The sequence below is a fragment of the Brevundimonas abyssalis TAR-001 genome, from assembly GCF_000466985.1.
Classification (GTDB): Bacteria; Pseudomonadota; Alphaproteobacteria; order Caulobacterales; family Caulobacteraceae; genus Brevundimonas; species Brevundimonas abyssalis.
Map to the genome: position 1 here is coordinate 42,308 of NZ_BATC01000010.1, position 16,255 is coordinate 58,562.

General features: G+C 69.0%; 19 protein-coding genes. 13 read left to right on the forward strand and 6 right to left on the reverse strand.

Features of this window, described 5'->3' with window-relative positions; translation table 11 throughout:
- Positions 1-4 precede the first annotated feature (4 nt).
- On the forward strand, positions 5-739 hold the full coding sequence (locus tag MBEBAB_RS04625) for an extensin family protein (RefSeq protein ID WP_021696776.1): 735 nt from the start codon (positions 5-7) through the stop codon (positions 737-739).
- A 697-nt stretch (positions 740-1,436) separates the two neighbouring features.
- Here the strand turns inward: MBEBAB_RS04625 and MBEBAB_RS04630 are convergent.
- From MBEBAB_RS04630 to MBEBAB_RS17225, 4 genes are read right to left on the reverse strand one after another with little or no spacing between them, the layout of a single operon-like run.
- Entirely contained in the window at positions 1,437-2,306 is an 870-nt protein-coding gene (locus tag MBEBAB_RS04630) for a restriction endonuclease (RefSeq protein WP_021696777.1), read from the reverse strand.
- On the reverse strand, positions 2,307-2,735 hold the full coding sequence (locus MBEBAB_RS04635; RefSeq protein ID WP_148291442.1) for a hypothetical protein: 429 nt from the start codon (positions 2,733-2,735) through the stop codon (positions 2,307-2,309). It lies immediately after the preceding gene.
- On the reverse strand, positions 2,735-4,711 hold the full coding sequence (locus MBEBAB_RS04640; RefSeq protein WP_242397069.1) for a class I SAM-dependent DNA methyltransferase: 1,977 nt from the start codon (positions 4,709-4,711) through the stop codon (positions 2,735-2,737). Before MBEBAB_RS04640 ends, MBEBAB_RS04635 begins: the two co-directional genes overlap by 1 nt.
- Positions 4,603-5,556 carry a type IIL restriction-modification enzyme MmeI gene (locus MBEBAB_RS17225; protein WP_021696780.1) on the reverse strand — a complete coding sequence of 318 codons (954 nt, stop codon included), beginning with the start codon at positions 5,554-5,556 and terminating at the stop codon, positions 4,603-4,605. Before MBEBAB_RS17225 ends, MBEBAB_RS04640 begins: the two co-directional genes overlap by 109 nt.
- Before the next feature lie 313 nt (positions 5,557-5,869).
- Between MBEBAB_RS17225 and MBEBAB_RS04645 the strand changes: the two genes are divergently transcribed.
- From MBEBAB_RS04645 to MBEBAB_RS04675, 7 genes are all read left to right on the forward strand, one after another.
- Positions 5,870-6,169 carry a PadR family transcriptional regulator gene (locus MBEBAB_RS04645; RefSeq protein ID WP_045318879.1) on the forward strand — a complete coding sequence of 100 codons (300 nt, stop codon included), beginning with the start codon at positions 5,870-5,872 and terminating at the stop codon, positions 6,167-6,169.
- A gap of 53 nt (positions 6,170-6,222) precedes the next feature.
- Positions 6,223-7,335, forward strand: a complete 1,113-nt coding sequence (locus tag MBEBAB_RS04650; protein ID WP_045318867.1) for an HAAS signaling domain-containing protein — start codon at positions 6,223-6,225, stop codon at positions 7,333-7,335.
- Between the two features lie 66 nt (positions 7,336-7,401).
- Positions 7,402-7,806: an SPFH domain-containing protein gene (locus tag MBEBAB_RS04655; protein WP_021696782.1), complete on the forward strand. Its 405-nt coding sequence runs from the start codon at positions 7,402-7,404 to the stop codon at positions 7,804-7,806.
- Between the two features lie 40 nt (positions 7,807-7,846).
- Positions 7,847-8,989, forward strand: coding sequence for a StlD/DarB family beta-ketosynthase (locus tag MBEBAB_RS04660; protein ID WP_021696783.1), 1,143 nt, complete (start codon positions 7,847-7,849; stop codon positions 8,987-8,989).
- Complete coding sequence (locus MBEBAB_RS04665) at positions 8,989-9,669, forward strand: iron-containing redox enzyme family protein (RefSeq protein WP_021696784.1); 681 nt, start codon at positions 8,989-8,991, stop codon at positions 9,667-9,669. The genes MBEBAB_RS04660 and MBEBAB_RS04665 overlap by 1 nt, the downstream gene beginning before the upstream one ends.
- Positions 9,666-10,616, forward strand: a complete 951-nt coding sequence (locus MBEBAB_RS04670) for a DUF6999 family protein (RefSeq protein WP_021696785.1) — start codon at positions 9,666-9,668, stop codon at positions 10,614-10,616. Before MBEBAB_RS04665 ends, MBEBAB_RS04670 begins: the two co-directional genes overlap by 4 nt.
- 80 nt (positions 10,617-10,696) lie before the next feature.
- On the forward strand, positions 10,697-12,547 hold the full coding sequence (locus MBEBAB_RS04675) for an ATP-binding protein (protein ID WP_021696786.1): 1,851 nt from the start codon (positions 10,697-10,699) through the stop codon (positions 12,545-12,547).
- Positions 12,548-12,577: 30 nt separating this feature from the next.
- On the opposite strand, the gene MBEBAB_RS04680 is transcribed toward MBEBAB_RS04675, so the two are convergent.
- A complete protein-coding gene (locus MBEBAB_RS04680; RefSeq protein WP_045318882.1) occupies positions 12,578-13,267 on the reverse strand; it encodes a VIT1/CCC1 transporter family protein in 690 nt (229 codons plus the stop codon).
- 128 nt (positions 13,268-13,395) lie between these two features.
- On the opposite strand from MBEBAB_RS04680, the gene MBEBAB_RS04685 reads away from it, so the two are divergent.
- The 5 genes from MBEBAB_RS04685 to MBEBAB_RS04700 are packed head-to-tail and all read left to right on the forward strand — an operon-like array spanning position 13,396 to position 15,635.
- Entirely contained in the window at positions 13,396-13,728 is a 333-nt protein-coding gene (locus MBEBAB_RS04685) for a hypothetical protein (RefSeq protein ID WP_021696788.1), read from the forward strand.
- 25 nt (positions 13,729-13,753) lie between these two features.
- On the forward strand, positions 13,754-14,146 hold the full coding sequence (locus MBEBAB_RS04690) for a hypothetical protein (protein WP_021696789.1): 393 nt from the start codon (positions 13,754-13,756) through the stop codon (positions 14,144-14,146).
- Positions 14,147-14,173: 27 nt separating this feature from the next.
- Positions 14,174-14,395, forward strand: coding sequence for a hypothetical protein (locus tag MBEBAB_RS17230; protein WP_242397067.1), 222 nt, complete (start codon positions 14,174-14,176; stop codon positions 14,393-14,395).
- Positions 14,374-14,940 (forward strand): cytochrome c oxidase assembly protein, encoded by a 567-nt coding sequence (locus tag MBEBAB_RS04695; protein WP_021696791.1) that lies wholly within the window; start codon positions 14,374-14,376, stop codon positions 14,938-14,940. The genes MBEBAB_RS17230 and MBEBAB_RS04695 overlap by 22 nt, the downstream gene beginning before the upstream one ends.
- A complete protein-coding gene (locus tag MBEBAB_RS04700) occupies positions 14,937-15,635 on the forward strand; it encodes a cytochrome b (RefSeq protein ID WP_021696792.1) in 699 nt (232 codons plus the stop codon). The genes MBEBAB_RS04695 and MBEBAB_RS04700 overlap by 4 nt, the downstream gene beginning before the upstream one ends.
- On the opposite strand, the gene MBEBAB_RS04705 is transcribed toward MBEBAB_RS04700, so the two are convergent.
- Positions 15,556-16,227 carry a c-type cytochrome gene (locus MBEBAB_RS04705; RefSeq protein ID WP_158332118.1) on the reverse strand — a complete coding sequence of 224 codons (672 nt, stop codon included), beginning with the start codon at positions 16,225-16,227 and terminating at the stop codon, positions 15,556-15,558. The genes MBEBAB_RS04700 and MBEBAB_RS04705 overlap by 80 nt on opposite strands.
- Positions 16,228-16,255 lie beyond the last annotated feature (28 nt).

Consider the following 16,255-nt stretch of genomic DNA (forward strand, 5'->3'; position numbering starts at 1 on the left):
CCCCATGCGCGTCTGTGCCCCCCTGTTGCTGATCCTGCTGCTGGCCGGGTGCGGGCGGATGCTGCCCGACCCGCAGCCGGGGCCCTACCAGCCCGGGCCGACCCCGTCGGGGGCGCCGCCGGCGTCCATCGGCGAGGTGCTGATCGACCGGCCGCTGGACGGGGGCACGCAGGGGGCGGTGCTGGCCGAGGGCGGCCATCTGGGCCGCTGCCTGGCCCAGCTGTCGGCGGCCAATGTGCGCTTCAGCCCCCGGCCGGACGAGGCGCGGGGCGGCGCCTGCGGCCTCTATGACGCCGGGACCCTGGGGCCCGACATGGGCACGGTGGCGCGCATGACGCCGGGCGACCCGACCGTGACCTGCCAGACGGCCCTGGCCATCAGCATCTGGCGGCGCCAGTCCGTGGAGCCCGCCGCCCGCGAGATATTCGGACAAGACGTTGTTTCCGTTGACCATTTCGGCACATACGCCTGCCGCCCGGTCAACAATATGGCCGGCAACCGCCCCAGCGCCCACGGCCTGGCCGCCGCCCTGGACTTCTCGGGCGTGCGCCTGAGGGACGGCCGCCGCATCACCGTGGCCGGCGACTGGAGCGGGAACGGCCCGGAAGCCCGCTTCCTGCGCCGCATCCGCGACGACGCCTGCCGCATCTTCGGCACCGTCCTGAGCCCCGATTACAACGCCTTCCACGACGACCACCTGCACCTGGAGGCCACGGGTGGGCGGGCGTTCTGCCGGTAGTCCGCCCCGAAGCGGAGCGCCCGGGGGCGGGGGCAGGTCTCAAGCGTCGGCGGATGGGGTTGGCCCCCTCCACCACTTCGTGGTCCCCCTCCCCCGACGGGGGAGGAAAAACAGGGTCCGAATAGTGCGAATTGTCCGAAACCGGTGAGACTCCCGGCGCGAAAAACAGTGCAACGGGAGTCTCATGTTTCGGCTCAAGGGACTGATTTCGCGGGGCGTCCGATGCGAGCGTGAGACTCCGGATGCGAAAAACAGTGCAACGGCGTGCAACGACGCCTTGTCATCCCGGAAGCGCCGCAGGCGCTGTCCGGGACGGAGCGCCGCCCTCTTGCCCGGGCCCGGACGGGATCCGGGCCGAGGGTCGCCGGCGCCGGTCGCCCGGCCCAGCCTCGCGGCTGTCAGGGCGGAGCGTCGAGACGGTCGCCGGTCCCGGCGCTCCGCTGCGCGTCGGTCGGGATGACAAGGGCCGTGAGACTCCGACCGCGAAAAACAGTGCAATGGGCGTGCAACGGCCCCTCTCCCACCGGGAGAAGGAAATCAGTCCGATGAAGTCTCGTCTCATGCGCCTCCTGTGCGGCCGGGGATGACCGGACAGGATAAGGGCGCGCCGGAGGGGTGGGTGGAAAAAGCCGGGAGAAATCGGCGGGGCCTTGCGGGGCAAGGGATTTGGCGTGGGAGATGGGGGGATTGGGGGAGTCTAGAACTCGGCGAAGGCGGCCTCGTTCACGGTGACTTCCTCGACCATGCGGACGGTCACGCCCAGGCCCCGGTCCTTGAGCAGGTCGCACAGGGCGTCCCCGTCCACCAGATCGATGGCGGGGGCGCCGTCGCGGGTGGCCTCGCGCCGGGCGTCGGCGGTGAAGGTGCCGGTGGTGATGATGAGGCCCTTGTCGGTGCGGCCGACCATGGCGCCCCGGAAGTCGCGCACTGCGCCCGCGCCCACCGAGCCGGAGTAGCGCTTGCACTGGAACAGGACATGGAAGGACAGCAGGTTCACCCGCAGCACCCCGGTGCCGTCGATGCCGCCGTCGCCCGACTTGCCGGTCACCTCGACCTTGATGAAGCCGTACTCGCGCAGAAGGCGCTGGCTGAGCCGTTCGAAGGCGGAGGGGTCCAGCTTGAGCAGGACCGCCATCAACTGGTCCTTCCAGTCGCCTTCGGTGTCGGCGTCATCCTCGAGAACAGCGACGTCAGGCGTTGAGCCGACTTCGCGGGCCTTGGCGCGAACCCGCGCCATGTACTCCTGCTGGTAGGCCTTCGGGATCCCGGCCACATCTTCGGGCGTCATGGCAGCCCCGGCGGGGGTGAGCGTCCACACGCCCCGCGCGCTGTTTTCGACCGCGCCGCCGTTCTTCAGATAGCTGCGGGCGAAGCCCAGCCGCTGTTCCACCGCCAGTTCGTTCCACTTCCCATGACGCACCGCGCGGACGTCTTCCGGCAGACCCATGTAGGTCGAGATATCGTCCGCCATTTCCTGATTGGTCATCGACCGACCGTGCGCCTTCAGGCGTTCAATGATCGGCCACATGAAGGCTTCGAAGCTGGGAACGTCGTTGATCGTGGCCATCTAGTATTCGTCCTCCGGCAGCCGCCAGTTTTTCAGAAACCCGGGAAACCGCTTTTCCGACGCGATCAGATCCTCGCCCGAAGCCGGTCGTAGGCGGCCATCCGGCTCTTCGATGTAAACACGTCCCTCGAAAGACGAGACGTCCCCACCCGCGCACCTTGCGCGTTCGATCAGCACCGTGGTGGGAGAGTTTGCGAGGGTGGTGGACAGGTTTTCGATCGCCAGCCGGAGCAGTGGATGATCGGGCTGAATTCGGAGCGCCTGTCGTAGGGCCCCCAAGAGGGCGCCGGGGTCGCCATCCTGCTCGGCCATGCTGATTGCGAACGCGCCAGCTGGGGAGAGCGGTTCCGCCTGGAGTTGATCGATTATCTCTTCAACGATCGCGTTTTCTGCTTCCGTTAGCGTGGTTTGATTGTCACCGCCGCTCACTAGGCCTTCCTCCGCCGCTTCGCCTTGCCCGGCGCCGCCAAGAGGCCCGCGGTCATTTTCTCATAGAGGGTGAACAGGTGCTCGACGCGCTCGCGGTCGCTGTCGAAGGGCGCCTTGCGGTAAAGGCGGTCCACGGCCTGATCCAGCGCTCGGTGCGCGCGGCGCAGATCGGCGGGCATGACGTCGGGATCGTAGAGGTCGGCAAGGGTTGCCCCCGGGTGGGCGGCGCGGGCGTTCAGCACCGCCTGGGCAAGTCCGTCGAGGTAGGCTTTGTCGGCCTCGGTCAGGGTGGGCCAAGGGAATGGGTTGTAGACGAGGCCGATCGAATAGCGGTAGTCGCTCTTCAGCCGCCCCCCGATGTGGCGCAGCCACGACATGTGCGTGGCGCTGGTGAGAACTCCGAACTCAGCCAATGAGGCACCCGGCATGAATAGGCAGCTATCATGCGCGATTTCCCCATCCCGATAAAACCCGAAGGGGACGTATCGACGGCGCTCTGAGGAGTGGCGAGGGATAAGGATAAACGCTCCGGCGCCTTGCCTGATTTCACCAAAGAGAGACGGTGTTTCCGCCAAGCGCTGTGTCGCCGGGCGAGAGCTTGCGGAGCGATAGGCACGCACGGCGGCCAGCCTATCCTTCAGGAGGGAGTTTGCACGCATCAACCCTAGGGGAGCACCCTGAAGCCAAAGGCAAAAGCGCGCCTCACCGTTGAGGGAGTCTTGGGCTCCCACCAGTTGGCGGACGTACGGACCGATGGCGGGATCAGCTTGGATCGCATTGGCGGCTTCGGCTTCCGACAAGATCAAATGCCCACCGTCGTTCGGCATATTGCCGAACAGCATCAGCGGTCGGCTCGAGAGAGCCGTAGTGGTTTCCCTCACTACCAGATGGCGATCTGCCAGTTGTGAAGCGTCAAACAAGTACGGCGACAGCGCCGAATGCCGGGTTTCATCCGGATCGCCGTTGATGTCCTCGTAGTTGAAGAGGCGCTTCTCCGCCGGTTCGTGGTCCCGCCGCGTCAGTCCTATGATCACGACATGAACATGGGCCTTGCCGCGTGCGTCTGAGCCCCAGCCGAAGGTTCGATGCGCGAAGGCGATTTCCAAGCCGTAACGTTGGAACAGCAGCGGCCACAGCTGTGCGACCTGCTCTCCTTGGGTGATGGAGTTGGTCGAGACGAAGCCGATGCGGGCCGGTCGCGACCCCTCTACGGTTTCGCCGGCCCCGTCCCCAGTGCGTGGGGAGGAGACGTATTCGCCAGCCTTAATGAACCACGCAGCGACGAAATCGAGGGTGCCACCGGACTTGCCGAGCGCGGCAATGCGTCGGACCTGCGCCCTCTGGGTCTCGCTCTGCACCTTGGCGCCCAGAAACGGCGGATTGCCGAACACATAGCTGCACTGCTCCGGCGGCAGCACGTCGGCCCAGTCGGTTTCCAGCGCGTCGCCATGAACGATGTGTGGCGCGGCCTTGAGCGGGATGCGGGCGAAGACCTGGCCGAACTCGAGGCTCAGCCGGTTGTTCATGATGTGGTCCATCATCCACATGGCCGTTTCGGCGATGCGGGCGGGGAACTCGTCGATCTCGATGCCGTAGAATTGGTCGACATCGACCTTGGACAGGGCGGCGGCCTCCAGCTCGCGCTGGCCCGTGGGGTAGAGGGCCTGCAGCAACTCGATCTCGAGCAAGCGCAGTTCGCGGTAGGCGATGATCAGGAAGTTGCCGCAGCCGCAGGCCGGGTCGAACAGGTTGAGGCCGGCGAGCTTGTCCTGAAAGGCGCGCAGGGCCGCGTCACGTCCTCGCTTCAGCCCCTTGATGCGGGACAGTTCGGCGCGCAGGTCGTCGAGGAACAGGGGCTCGATGACCTTCAGGATGTTCTTTTCGGTGGTGTAGTGGGCGCCTTGGCGCGGCGCTCCTTGGCGTTCATCACCGACTGGAACAGAGCGCCGAAGATGGCCGGGCTGATCTTCTCCCAGAAGAAGCCGCACGCCTCCAGGAGCCGCTCGCGCATGGCGGTGTTGAAGTTGGCGATCGGCAGGGTTTCGGCGAACAGGTCGCCGTTGATGTAGGGGAATTTGGCCAGATCCTCGTCCAGCCCGTCGCGCCAGGCGGCGTCCTCGGGCGTGTTCAGGGTCTGGAAGATCAGGTTCAGCTTGGCGCCGAGGTCGTGGCCGTCGGTGGCTGTGCGGTCGCGCAGATAGGTTTCCAGCATGCCCCGTTCGGGGAAGATGCCGGTGTCGTCGGCGAACAGGCAGAACAGCAGCCGCACCAGCAGCCGTTCCAGCGGGGCACCGTCATAGGTGGGTTTCAGCGCATCATGCAGCTTGCCCATGATTTCGGCGGCGATGATGTTGACCGGGTCCTGGTCGTTGAAGACCCGCTTCTCGACCCCGACCACGAAGCCGAACGCCTCTACATGGGCGGGCAGGTCGGCGAGGGGGAAGTGCGTCTCCTCGCGCGTGTCCAGATCGATCAGCTCGAACGACTGGAAGTCGCACAGCAGGACGTAGCGCGGGAGTTCGTGGTCCTTGAGGCCGGGGAAGTAGTCGAGCGCCTGTTGGCGGGCGCGGGTCAGGTTGCGGCCTGCGCTCTTCTGTTCGACCAGCAGGACGCCCTTCCAGAACAGGTCGATGAAGCCGCGCTTCTCGCCCAGAAGGCGCACGGGCTCTTCGAAGGCGGCGACCTTGCGGCGGCGCACCCCGAACGCCTCGAAAAACTCATTGTAGAAGGTCTGGGTGTCGCCCTTCTCGTAGTGGGCGTCGGCCCATTCGCGAGCGAACTCTGCGGCCCGCACCCTGATCTCGTTCCAGCTTAGGCGCATCCGTACCCCCCGCGCCGGACATTCGCCCGCTTCGCGCCAGCGTTGCAAGCGGGGAGTGGGGGAGGCCCCTCATCCCCCGCGCAAGAACCTCCGCTGCGCTCCGGTGCGCGGGGCCCCCTTCTCCCGACGGGAGAAGGGGCATTTACGTCGCCCTATCGCTCTTTCATTCTTAGTCGCCCTACCGCTCGGCCCGCGGGGCCTCGCTGCTTGAGGGCGCTTGACTCCCTCACACAGTATGCCGCATACACTGTATGTCACACACTATATGACGTCTGGAGAGTGATGCGTGGGCGAGGGTGAGCTGTTTGAGGCGATGCGGCTGGAGCTGCGGCGGGGGTCGCTGGTGCTGGCGGTTCTGGCGCGGCTGAGGACCGAGCAATACGGCTATTCGCTGCGCGTGGCGCTGGGCCAGGACGGGATCGAGATGGAGGAGAGCACCCTCTATCCGCTGCTGCGGCGGCTGGAGACCCAGGGCCTGCTGACCAGCGAATGGCGCGAGGAGGACCGGCGCAGGAAGCGGTTCTACCGGCTGTCCCCGCTGGGCGAGACCATGCTGGCGCGGCTGGCGGAGGAATGGCGGGGCATCTCGGCCTCGCTGGAGCGAATGCTGTGACCGGCGCGAATTTCAATCAATCGGGCAATCAATCTGGAAGTGGAGGGCGGGGCATGACCCTGACGGAGAAATATCTGAAGGCGGTGGCGGCGCAGTTGCCGGCGGCCGGGCGGGAGGACGTGATCGCCGAGCTGCGTGACGCCCTGATGAGCCGCATGGAGGACCGGGAGGCCGAACTGGGCCGACCCCTGACCGAGGCGGAGGAGGAGGCGGTGCTGCGCGAGATGGGGCACCCGCTGGCGGTGGCCGCGCGCTTCGGCGCCGGGCCGCACCATGTGGTGGGGCCGGAGCTGTATCCGTGGTGGCTGTTCGGGGTGAAGACGGCGCTGACGGTGCTGGCGATCATCACGGTGATCGGGGCGGTGGTGCGGGTGCTGGTGGGCGACGTGGACGGGGCCCAGGCGTTCGGCCAGGCGATCCACGGCCTGTTGTGGAGCGGCATGATGATCGTGGGCTTCGCCACCGTGGCGGGCTTCATCATCGAGCGCATGAAGGACAAGCCCGCCTTCCTGACCGAATGGCGGGCGCGGGACCTGGGCCTGTTCGAGATGGGGCTGTTCTCCACCGCCTGGGTGGGCAAGGCCGCCGACATGGTGGGCGGCGAGCGGGCCGACGGGACCAGGGATCCTGTGGCGTCATGGGGGCAGCCGGCCGGCATGTCGCCGACGGCGCGGGCGGTGGCGTCGGGCGTCGCGTGGGGCGTGTTCGTGCTGTGGTGGACCGGGGTGATCGGGCAGGAGATCCGGCCGGGCGTGATCGGCGGCGAGCTGATGGTGGACGGGGCCGACTGGGGCCTGCTGCTGAACGAGACCATCGCGTGGATCTGGTGGCCGATGCTGGCCTTCGGCGCGGCGCGGGCGGCGTTCCACCTGATGCGGGCGGCCATGGGCTCGCCGGTGCGGCTCACGGCGTTCGGGGATGTGGCGTTCAGCGCGGCGAGCCTGGGCTTCATCGGCTGGTTCTGGCTGTACTCGCCCATGGCGTCGGCGTTCGCGGTGGACACGGTGCAGGGGTTCACGGACCGGGTGCGGATCACCTTCGAGACCGGCGACATGGCGGCGCCGAGCATCCTGATGCTGATGACGGCGTTCGTGTTCCTCGCCGAGGTGTTCACCCTGTTGGGGGCGGCCGGGCGGCTGGTGACGGGGGCGGACCGGCGGCGGTGATGCCTTGCCACCGGCGGCGCGGCGGGGCATCACCGACGTCTGTTCAGTGACGGGGAGACACAGACCATGCGCAGCGACGTGGCGGCGACCTTCATCATCATCGGGGTGATCGTGGCGATGATCGTGGCCTTCCTGGTGGGATGGCCGCAGTACAATGTCTATCGCAAGCAGATGCAGGGCCGCGCCGCCTATGAGCAGGCGGTGCAGGACCGGCGCATCCGGGTGCTGGAGGCGCAGGCGGCGCTGGATTCGGCGCAGCTGACGGCCCAGGCCGAAATCGCCCGGGCGCGGGGCACCAACGAGGCCAACCGCATCATGGCCGAGAGCCTGGGCGGGCCGGAGAACTATCTGCGCTGGTCCTACATCCACATGCTGGAGGAGACCGCCGGAAGCGGCGACCGCCAGATCATCTACATCCCCACCGAGGCGGGCATGCCGATCCTCGAGGCCGGGCAGCGGCCCGCACGGTAGAGCCTTGCTCCCGCCGCGATCCGGCGGTCAGACTGGCGCCATGAACAGCGACGCCCTGCGCGAGGTCTTCATCACCGGGACGGGATCGGTCCTGCCCGGGGCGCGGGTCGGCAACGACCGTATGGAGGACTTCATCGGCCGGGTCGGCGGGCGGCCGTCGGCGGTGGGGCGCCGGGCGCTGCGCTGGAACGGGATCGAGGGGCGGCACTACGCCCTGACGCCGGACGGCGCGCCGTTGCATTCCAACGCCTCCATGTGCGCCGGCGCGGTGCAGGCCGCGCTGGACGACGCCGGGCTGGGGGTTTCCGACCTGCAGCATCTGGGCGCGGCGACGACGCAGGGGGATTATCTGGTGCCCGGCCACGCCGGCGCGGTGCAGGCCGAACTGGGTGCGGCGGCGCTGGAGGCGGTCAGCTATCAGTCGGTGTGCGCCAGCGCCCTGATGGCGGCCAAGGGCGCCTGGCTGAGCGTGCGGGCGGGGGAGGCGGACGTGGCCGCCGCCTGCGCCGGGGAGTTCTCATCGCGCTGGTTCCGGCCGGCGTTCTATGAGGGCACGGCCCTGACCGACCGGCGCGGGCGGGTGCGGATAGAGGCGGATTTCCTGCGCTTCACCCTGTCGGACGGGGCGGGCGCGGTGGTGATGGAGCCCCGGCCGCGGCCGGGCGGGCGCAGCCTGAAGGTGCGCTGGATCGACATGACCTCGCTGGCCGGACGGTTCGACCCGTGCATGTGGGCGGGGTCGACCTTCGCCGACCGGGCGGACCTGAAGAGCGCCTGGAGCCACGGGGGGCCGGCGACGGCCCATGCCGCCGGGGCCATGGCGTTGCTGCAGGACTTCGACCTGCTGAAAATCGTGATCCGGGCGTGGATCGGGGTGTGGCTGGGGAAGGTGGACGCGGGGCGGATCGCGCCGGATCAGGTGGACCACCTGCTATGCCACTATTCCGCGCGGTCGTTGCGGGCCGAGATCGTGGGGCTGCTGGAAAATACGGCGGCCATGATCCCGGAGGAGAAATGGTTCACCACCCTGCCCGAGAGCGGCAATGTGGGCTCGGCGTCGATCTGGGTGATGCTGGACGCCTTTCTGAAATCGGGGCGCGGCAAGCCGGGCGAGACGGTGCTGTGCATCGTGCCGGAGAGCGGGCGGGCGATGATCGGATTCATGATGCTGGAGATCGTGTGATGGCGGACGGCGCGATGCAGGACCAGATCCAGGACACCCTGCGCAAGCTGGCGGTGGTGTTCGCCGATTTCGAGCAGCGGCTGGAGGCGACGCCGCTGATCCGCAAGCTGACGCGGGGGCGGTTCGAGACGGCGGACTATCACGCCTTCCTCATCAACCTGCGCCAGCAGGTGAAGGACGGGTCGCTGTGGATGAGCCGGGCGGCGTCCAGCATCGACGAGGCGCATCTGGAACTGCGCTCATCCCTGATGAAGCACGCGGTGACCGAGCACCGGGATTTCCGCCTGCTGGAGCAGGACTTCGTGGCGGCGGGCGGGTCGCTGGAGGCCATTCAGGGGGCGTCCAAGAATGTGGGGTCCGAGGCCCTGTCGGCCTGGATGTTCCATGAGGCGTCGAAGCCCAATCCCTTCGGCCTGCTGGGGGCCATGTTCATCATCGAAGGGCTGGGGTCGATCAAGGCGGCGCCGTGGGGCCGGATGGTCAAGGAGCGGCTGGACCTGCCCGAGGACGCGGTGCGGTTCCTGCTGTATCACGGGGAGAACGACGCCGAGCACATGGAGGAGTTCCGCGAGATGCTGGAGATGGTGCTGCCGGACGTCGAGGTCGCCGAACGCATCGTCATGTGCGCGCGGGTGACGGCGCGGCTGTACGCGCTGCAGATCGAGGAGATCGCGGCGTGAGCCTGTCGGACGGCATCGCCCAAGCGCGCGGACGGGCGAGGCCCGACCCGTTCGATCCGGCCGGCTTCGACCCGAAGGATCCGGACCCGTGGATGGCGCTGTATCTGGACCAGAGCCTGCCTATCGACGACGGGGCCAAGCGGGCGCTGTTGCTGGGGGCGCGGTCGTGGTCGCGGCGCTGGCTGTTCCCGGTGAGCCGGCCGCTGGTGCTGCTGTTCTTCTGCGTGGTGAAGGTGCTGCGGGCCATATCGCCGCGCTTTCCGAACCTGAACGGCCTGCTGCACCGAACAATACATTGGGGCTTGCGGGTGTTCGGGACGCCGGAGACCAACACCCTGATCCTGAGGCATTTCCACATCGGCACGGAGCTGCTGGCCTTCATGCGGGCCAATGCAGGGCCGGTGACGGTGTCGAGCCATCCGCTGCGGCCAACGCGCCTGAAGGACATCGAGGATAATCTGTTCCTCCAGCACGACCTGAACGTGTTCAATTTCATCATCGAACTGAACGCAGGGCTGAGGGAACAGGGCCGCGAGCTGACGCCGCCGGAGCGGGTGGATTTCTCCATGATCTCGGACGAATTCCCGGCTTTCGAGGCGTTTCCGAAGGGGCCGCTGAATTTCGTGGACGTGCAGACCGCGGTGGAGTTCTACACGCCGCTGTATGCGCTGATGCTGCCGCGCCGGGACTTCGTGCGGGCGGCCCATTCGCTGCAACTGGACGAGACCGTGGCCATCTATATCGCCCGCATCCTGGGCACGGACTATCACCTGGCCTTCATCAAGAACGGCCACCCGATGGTGTCCCTGTCGACCCTGCAGGCGGGATTCCGGCTGATGATGCACGGGCTGGACTGCGAGGCGCTGCACGGCTGGCTGCGGCTGCTGAAGGCGCGTCAGGCGGCGGGCCTGCCGCTGGACCCGCGCAACCCGACGGCGGCCAGCTGAGCGCGGGGTCGACGGCTTAAACATTGGGCAATGGCGGTGTGGCACGAGGGAGGCGAGGGCTTTCCTGAGGGTTTGCACGCGTGACCGACGCCATGGCGAAGACGATGCCGCCCGAGGCCGTGGGCTGGGACGCCCTGAGCCGGGCGGTGTGGCTGTTCGACCCGGTCAGCTGCCGGGGGCTGTACGCCAATCCCTATGCCCTGGAGCTTTGGGGCGCCCAGAGCCGCGACGAACTGCTGGCGCGGGACTTCTCGCAGTTGTCGCCGGCGGTGCGGGCGCGGACCGACCGCCTGGCCCAGGCCACGGCCGGGGGCGCGGTGGTCACCGAGCGCTGGACCTTCTACCCCCACGGCGAGCCCCTGACGGTGCAGGCGGCCATCTCGACCTTCCGGATGCCGGACGGGCGGGCGGTGCTGCTGTTCGAGGCGGCCCCGGAAGAGACCAATGAGGGCGAACGCCGGGCCGTCGAGGCGCTGCGGCACACCTCCAGCATCATCACCCTGTTTGATCGCGAAGGCCGGGCGGTGTTCAGCAATCCGGCCGCCTTCCGCACCTATGGTCCCGGGGAGCTCGGGTTCGGCGAGCGGTTCGCGGAGGCCGAAGCGGGCGCGCGGATGCTGGCCCAGGCGACCGCGGGCGAGGCCTGCGCCGACCTGCGCCGGGTCAACACGCCCGAGGGCGAGCGCTGGCACTATCTGGACGCCCGGCCGGTGACCGATCCGGCGACGGGGGCGCCGGGGGTGCTGCTGAACGAACAGGACGTGACCGCCCAGATCGAGGCCGAGCGTGCGGCGCGGACAGCCGAGCAGCGGGCCGGACTGGCCGAGGCCCGGCAGCGTTTCCTGGCCAATATGAGCCATGAGCTGCGCACGCCGCTGAACGCCATCCTGGGCTTTTCCGCCGTGCTGGAGGCGCGGGTCGGCGACGACGACCTGCGGGGGCAGGCGCGGGGTATCGGGGCGGCGGGCCAGACCCTGCTGGGCGCCGTCAACGACATGATCCTGCTGGCTGCGCTGGACGCGGGGGAGGTGAGCCTGAAGGCCGAGCCGTTCGAGCCCGGGGCCGTAACGCGGGGGGCGGCGGACCGGTTCGCGGGCGAGGCGGCGGACAAGGGGCTGTCGCTGACGGTGGAGGCCGACGGGGTCGCCGCCGTGGAGGGGGATGCCGAGCGGCTGGGGCTGATCCTCGACCATTTCGTGGGCAATGCGGTGAAGTTCACCGAGACGGGCGGGATCGTGATCCGGCTGGAGGGCGCGGCGCGGGAGGGCCAGGCGGACCTGACGATGTCGGTGACCGACACCGGGCCGGGCATCGACGAGAGCCGCATCGCGGCTCTGTTCGACCGCTTCGTGCAGGCGGACGACGGCGCGACCCGGCGCAAGAGCGGCGGGGGTCTGGGTCTGGCGGTCTGCAAGGAGCTGGCCGAGCTGATGGGCGGCGCGGTGTGCGCTTCGGCGACCCCGGACGGCGGCGCCCGGTTCGAGCTGAGGCTTTCGCTGCCGCTGGCCGGGGGCGCGGGCGGACAGGCTGATGAGACGGGCGAGGGCGGCCCGCTGCGGGTGCTGTACGCCGATGACAACGCCAGCAACCGGGCGGTGGTGGTCGCCATGCTGGCCAGCCAGGGCCACCGCTGCGACACGGCCGAGGACGGAGCCCAGGCGGTCAAGGCGTTCCTGGGCGGGACCTATGACCTGGTGCTGATGGACATCCAGATGCCGGTGATGGACGGGGTCGAGGCGGCGCGGACGATCCGGGCCCTTGGCGGGGCCGGGGCGTCGACGCCGATCGTGGCGCTGACCGCCAATACGCTGGACTCGCAGGTGCGGTCCTATCTGGAGGCCGGCATGCAGGACTGCATCGCCAAGCCGGTGATGATGCCCGAGCTGCTGGCCAAGACCGCCGCCTGGGGCGCGCGGGGGCGCGGGTCCTGACAGCGCCGGGCGGCGCCGAGCCCGTAGAGATCAGACGGCGACGCCGAACAGGCGGCCGATGCCCGCGGTGACGGCCATGGCCAGGGCGCCCCAGAAGACGACCCGGACGACGGATCGCCCGACGGGCGCGCCGCCGGCCCGGGCGCCCAGCGCCCCGAGGACGGCAAGGCCCGCAAGCGCGGAGCCGGCCACCCACAGCGCCAGTCCGGTCATGGGCGCCAGAGCGGCCACGATCAGGGGCAGGGCGGCGCCGACGGAGAACGTCAGGGCCGAGGTCACCGCCGCCTGGATGGGCCGCGCCGTGGTGATCTCGGATATGCCCAGCTCATCCCGGGCGTGGGCGCCGAGGGCGTCGTGGGCGGTCATCTGACGGGCCACCTCGGCCGCGAGATCGGGCGTCACGCCCCGCGCCACATAGATTCCGGCCAGTTCGCGCAGTTCCGCCTCCGGCTGGCCGGACAGTTCGGTCGCCTCGCGGGCCAGATCCGCCTTTTCGGTGTCGGACTGGGAGCTGACCGAGACGTACTCCCCGGCCGCCATGGACATGGCGCCCGCGACCAGCCCGGCGACGCCCGCTATCAGGATGCTTCCGTGACTGGCGGCCGCAGCCGCCACGCCCACCACCAGGCTTGCGGTGGAGACCAGGCCGTCATTGGCGCCCAGCACCGCCGCGCGAAGCCAGCCGATGCGGTCCACCCGATGAGATTCCCTGTGCGGCATGGCGACGACTCCTGACGATTGCTGACGCTCGGCGAACGTCGATTCGGCATTCATATTCGGTTCATTCGGCCTGAGACCATCTTCACAGCACGCCGCGCGCGCCGTGGCCACGAGAGAAGGGCGGGGGAATGACCTATCTGACGAAGAAGAGGGTGCGGGGGCCGGCCCTGGCCGCCGCCGCGGCCGTGGGGCTGTCGGGATGCGTGACGGATCCGGCGTTCATGGAGGGGCTGGCCATGGCCATGGACGGCATGGCGGCGGAGACCGCCTATATGGCCGAGGAGGCGCGCTGCTACAGACACCTGTCCACCAGCGGCGAATGGGTGACCCTGTGTCCCCTGCCGTATGGCCAGGTGGCGCCGCCGCCGCGTTTGCGGCCGCCTCATGATCATGGCCGGGGGCGCGACCGGGATCGGGGCGGGCGGGACCGGCGCGATGGGACGCGCGGGTCCGGCTGGTGATGATTGTGTTCCGGGAGACAATGAAATGATCGGTGTGATGGCGGCGCTGGCGGTGATGGGGGCTCAACCGGCGCCGATGGGCGGCGCATGTGTGCAGTCGCTGTGGCATCGCTATGGCGAGCGGCGGGTGGCGGAGCTGTGCGCGGGGGTGAACAGCAACCTCTGCTACGGGACCGCGGCGCAGTACATGACCTTCGAACGCGCCGCCGACGTTTGCCGCCATGTTCAGGGGGAGGCGTGTTTCCGCGCCGCCGCGACATACTACACCCTGCAGCGGTCGGCGGATCTGTGCCGCCATGTGCATGAGCCTGCTTCGTGGCGGCCCATCGCTACCAGACGCTGGACGGCGCGGCGCAGCGGTGCCGGGTGGCCGCGCCGGGGAGAGGCGCGGGGAACCCCTGACCGGGCGAGGGATTGAAACAGGATCGCGGACCAGGCGGGGGCCATGACGATTCTGAGCTTTCAACCTTACTGCGGCGCGGCGCCGGACCCGGGCGCCGTGTGGGCGGCGTGGAACCTGGACCCTGTGCTGATCACGGCGCTGGTCGCCGTGGCGGTGGTTTACGGCATGACGTGGGGACGGGGCGCGTCGACCCGTGAGCGGGTGGTGTTCGGGGCCGGGTGGAGCCTGTTCTTCATCGCCTCGTGTCGCCCCTGTGCGCCCTGACCTCGGCCCTGTTCGCGGCCCGGGTGGGGCACCATGTGGCGGTGCTGACCCTGGGGGCAGGGCTGCTGGTGCTGGCGGCGCCGCGCGGACGGCTTGAGCGGCTGTTCAGCGGGCGGATGCTGTTGTGGAGCGCCACGGCGGTGCAGGCGATCCTGCTGTGGTTCTGGCATGCGCCGGGGGCCTATGCATGGTCGCTGACCGGCGACGTGCAGTACTGGATCATGCAGGCGGGCCTGATCGGGGCGGCGCTGATGTTCTGGCGCGGGGTGCGGCTGGCGCCCATCCAGCACGCCCTGCTGGCCCTGATCGCCACCATGGTGCAGATGGGGGCGCTGGGGGCGCTGATCACCTTCGCCGGCGAGCCCCTGTATGCGCCCCACTTCGCCACCACCCTGGCCTGGGGCCTGACGCCGCTGGAGGACCAGCAGGCGGGCGGTTTGATCATGTGGGCCCCGGCGGCGGGCGCCTATCTGGCGGCGGCGCTGATCCTGCTGATGCGGCGGGTCGGCTTCGGCGAGGCCGATGCGGGCGAGCGGGCCTTATGATCACGCGGCTGAGGGCCTGGGCCGACACCCACACCTCGGAGGGCCGCTGGTCGCCGGTGGCCATCACCTTTCACTGGACCATGGCGGCGCTGGTGCTGTTCCAGCTGGTGTGGGGATGGTGGACCTCGGGTATTCCGGTGGGCGGCGACAAGGTGGCGGCCTATCAGCTGCACGCCGATGTGGGCCTGCTGATCCTGCTGCTGGCGGTGCTGCGGGCGATCTGGCGGCTGATGATCCCGGGTCCGGTCAATGACGCGGATGATCCGGGCTGGGAGAGCACGGTGTCCCGGATCACGCACTTCCTGTTCTACATCTTCATCGTGGGACTGCCGCTGTCGGGCTGGCTGATGCTGTCGGCCACGGCGCCGGAGATGCAGCTGATGCTGGGCGGGGTCATCCCCGCGCCGCGCCTGCCGGTGGGGACCCTGTCGCAGGAGGGGCTGTGGCAGGTGCAGTGGGCGGCCGAGCGCATCCACTTCTTCATGATCTGGGGGATCACCTTCCTGATCATGGGCCACGTGGCGGCGGTGCTGAAGCACTATGTGTTCGACAAGGACAATGTGTTGCCGGGCATGCTGCCGCTGGTCGATGAGCTGGAGGGCGAGCCCATCGAGATCATTCCGGAGTCGGATGAGGAAGAGATGCCGCGTACGCGGAAACCGCAGCGATCTGATCGTCGGAAAGCGGACGACTGACGGCGCCCATGACGTCGCGGGGGTCGTTGTGGCGCTTCGCGGACCGCCACAGCTCCAGCTGGGCCGCCAGATAGGCGGGCGACTGGCCGGTCAGGGGCGGATTGCCCGCGCCCAGACCCTGGCCGTCGACGCCGTGGCAGGTGGCGCAGGCGGCCACATTCCGGTCCGGCAGACCCTGATGATAGAGGGCGCGGCCCTCGGCGATGCGGGCGGGCTCCGGCGAGACGGCCGGGGCGGCGGCGCGCGGCGCCATCTCGGCATAGTAGCGGGCGACCCGGGCGCGGTCGGCGTCGGACAGGCGTCGGGCGATGGGCGACATCTGGTCGTGGGGCCGCAGGTCCGAACCGTAGTCGTTGAGCTGCTTGAGCATGTAGCCCTCGTCCAGCCCGGCGATGCGCGGCGTTTCGGCGCCGTCGCCCTGACCGTCCATGCCGTGGCAGGTGAAACAGGCGGCCTGGGCCCCCGCGTCGCCGCCGGACAAGGCGATGATCTCGCCGGTGGTCACGAAGGGGTCCTCATACTCATCCACGCCGGGTGCGCAGGCGGCCAGGCTCGTTGCGGCGAGTAGGGCGGATAGGGCGCGGTACGGCATCGCTTGGCCAACGCCGGGTGGGGGCGGG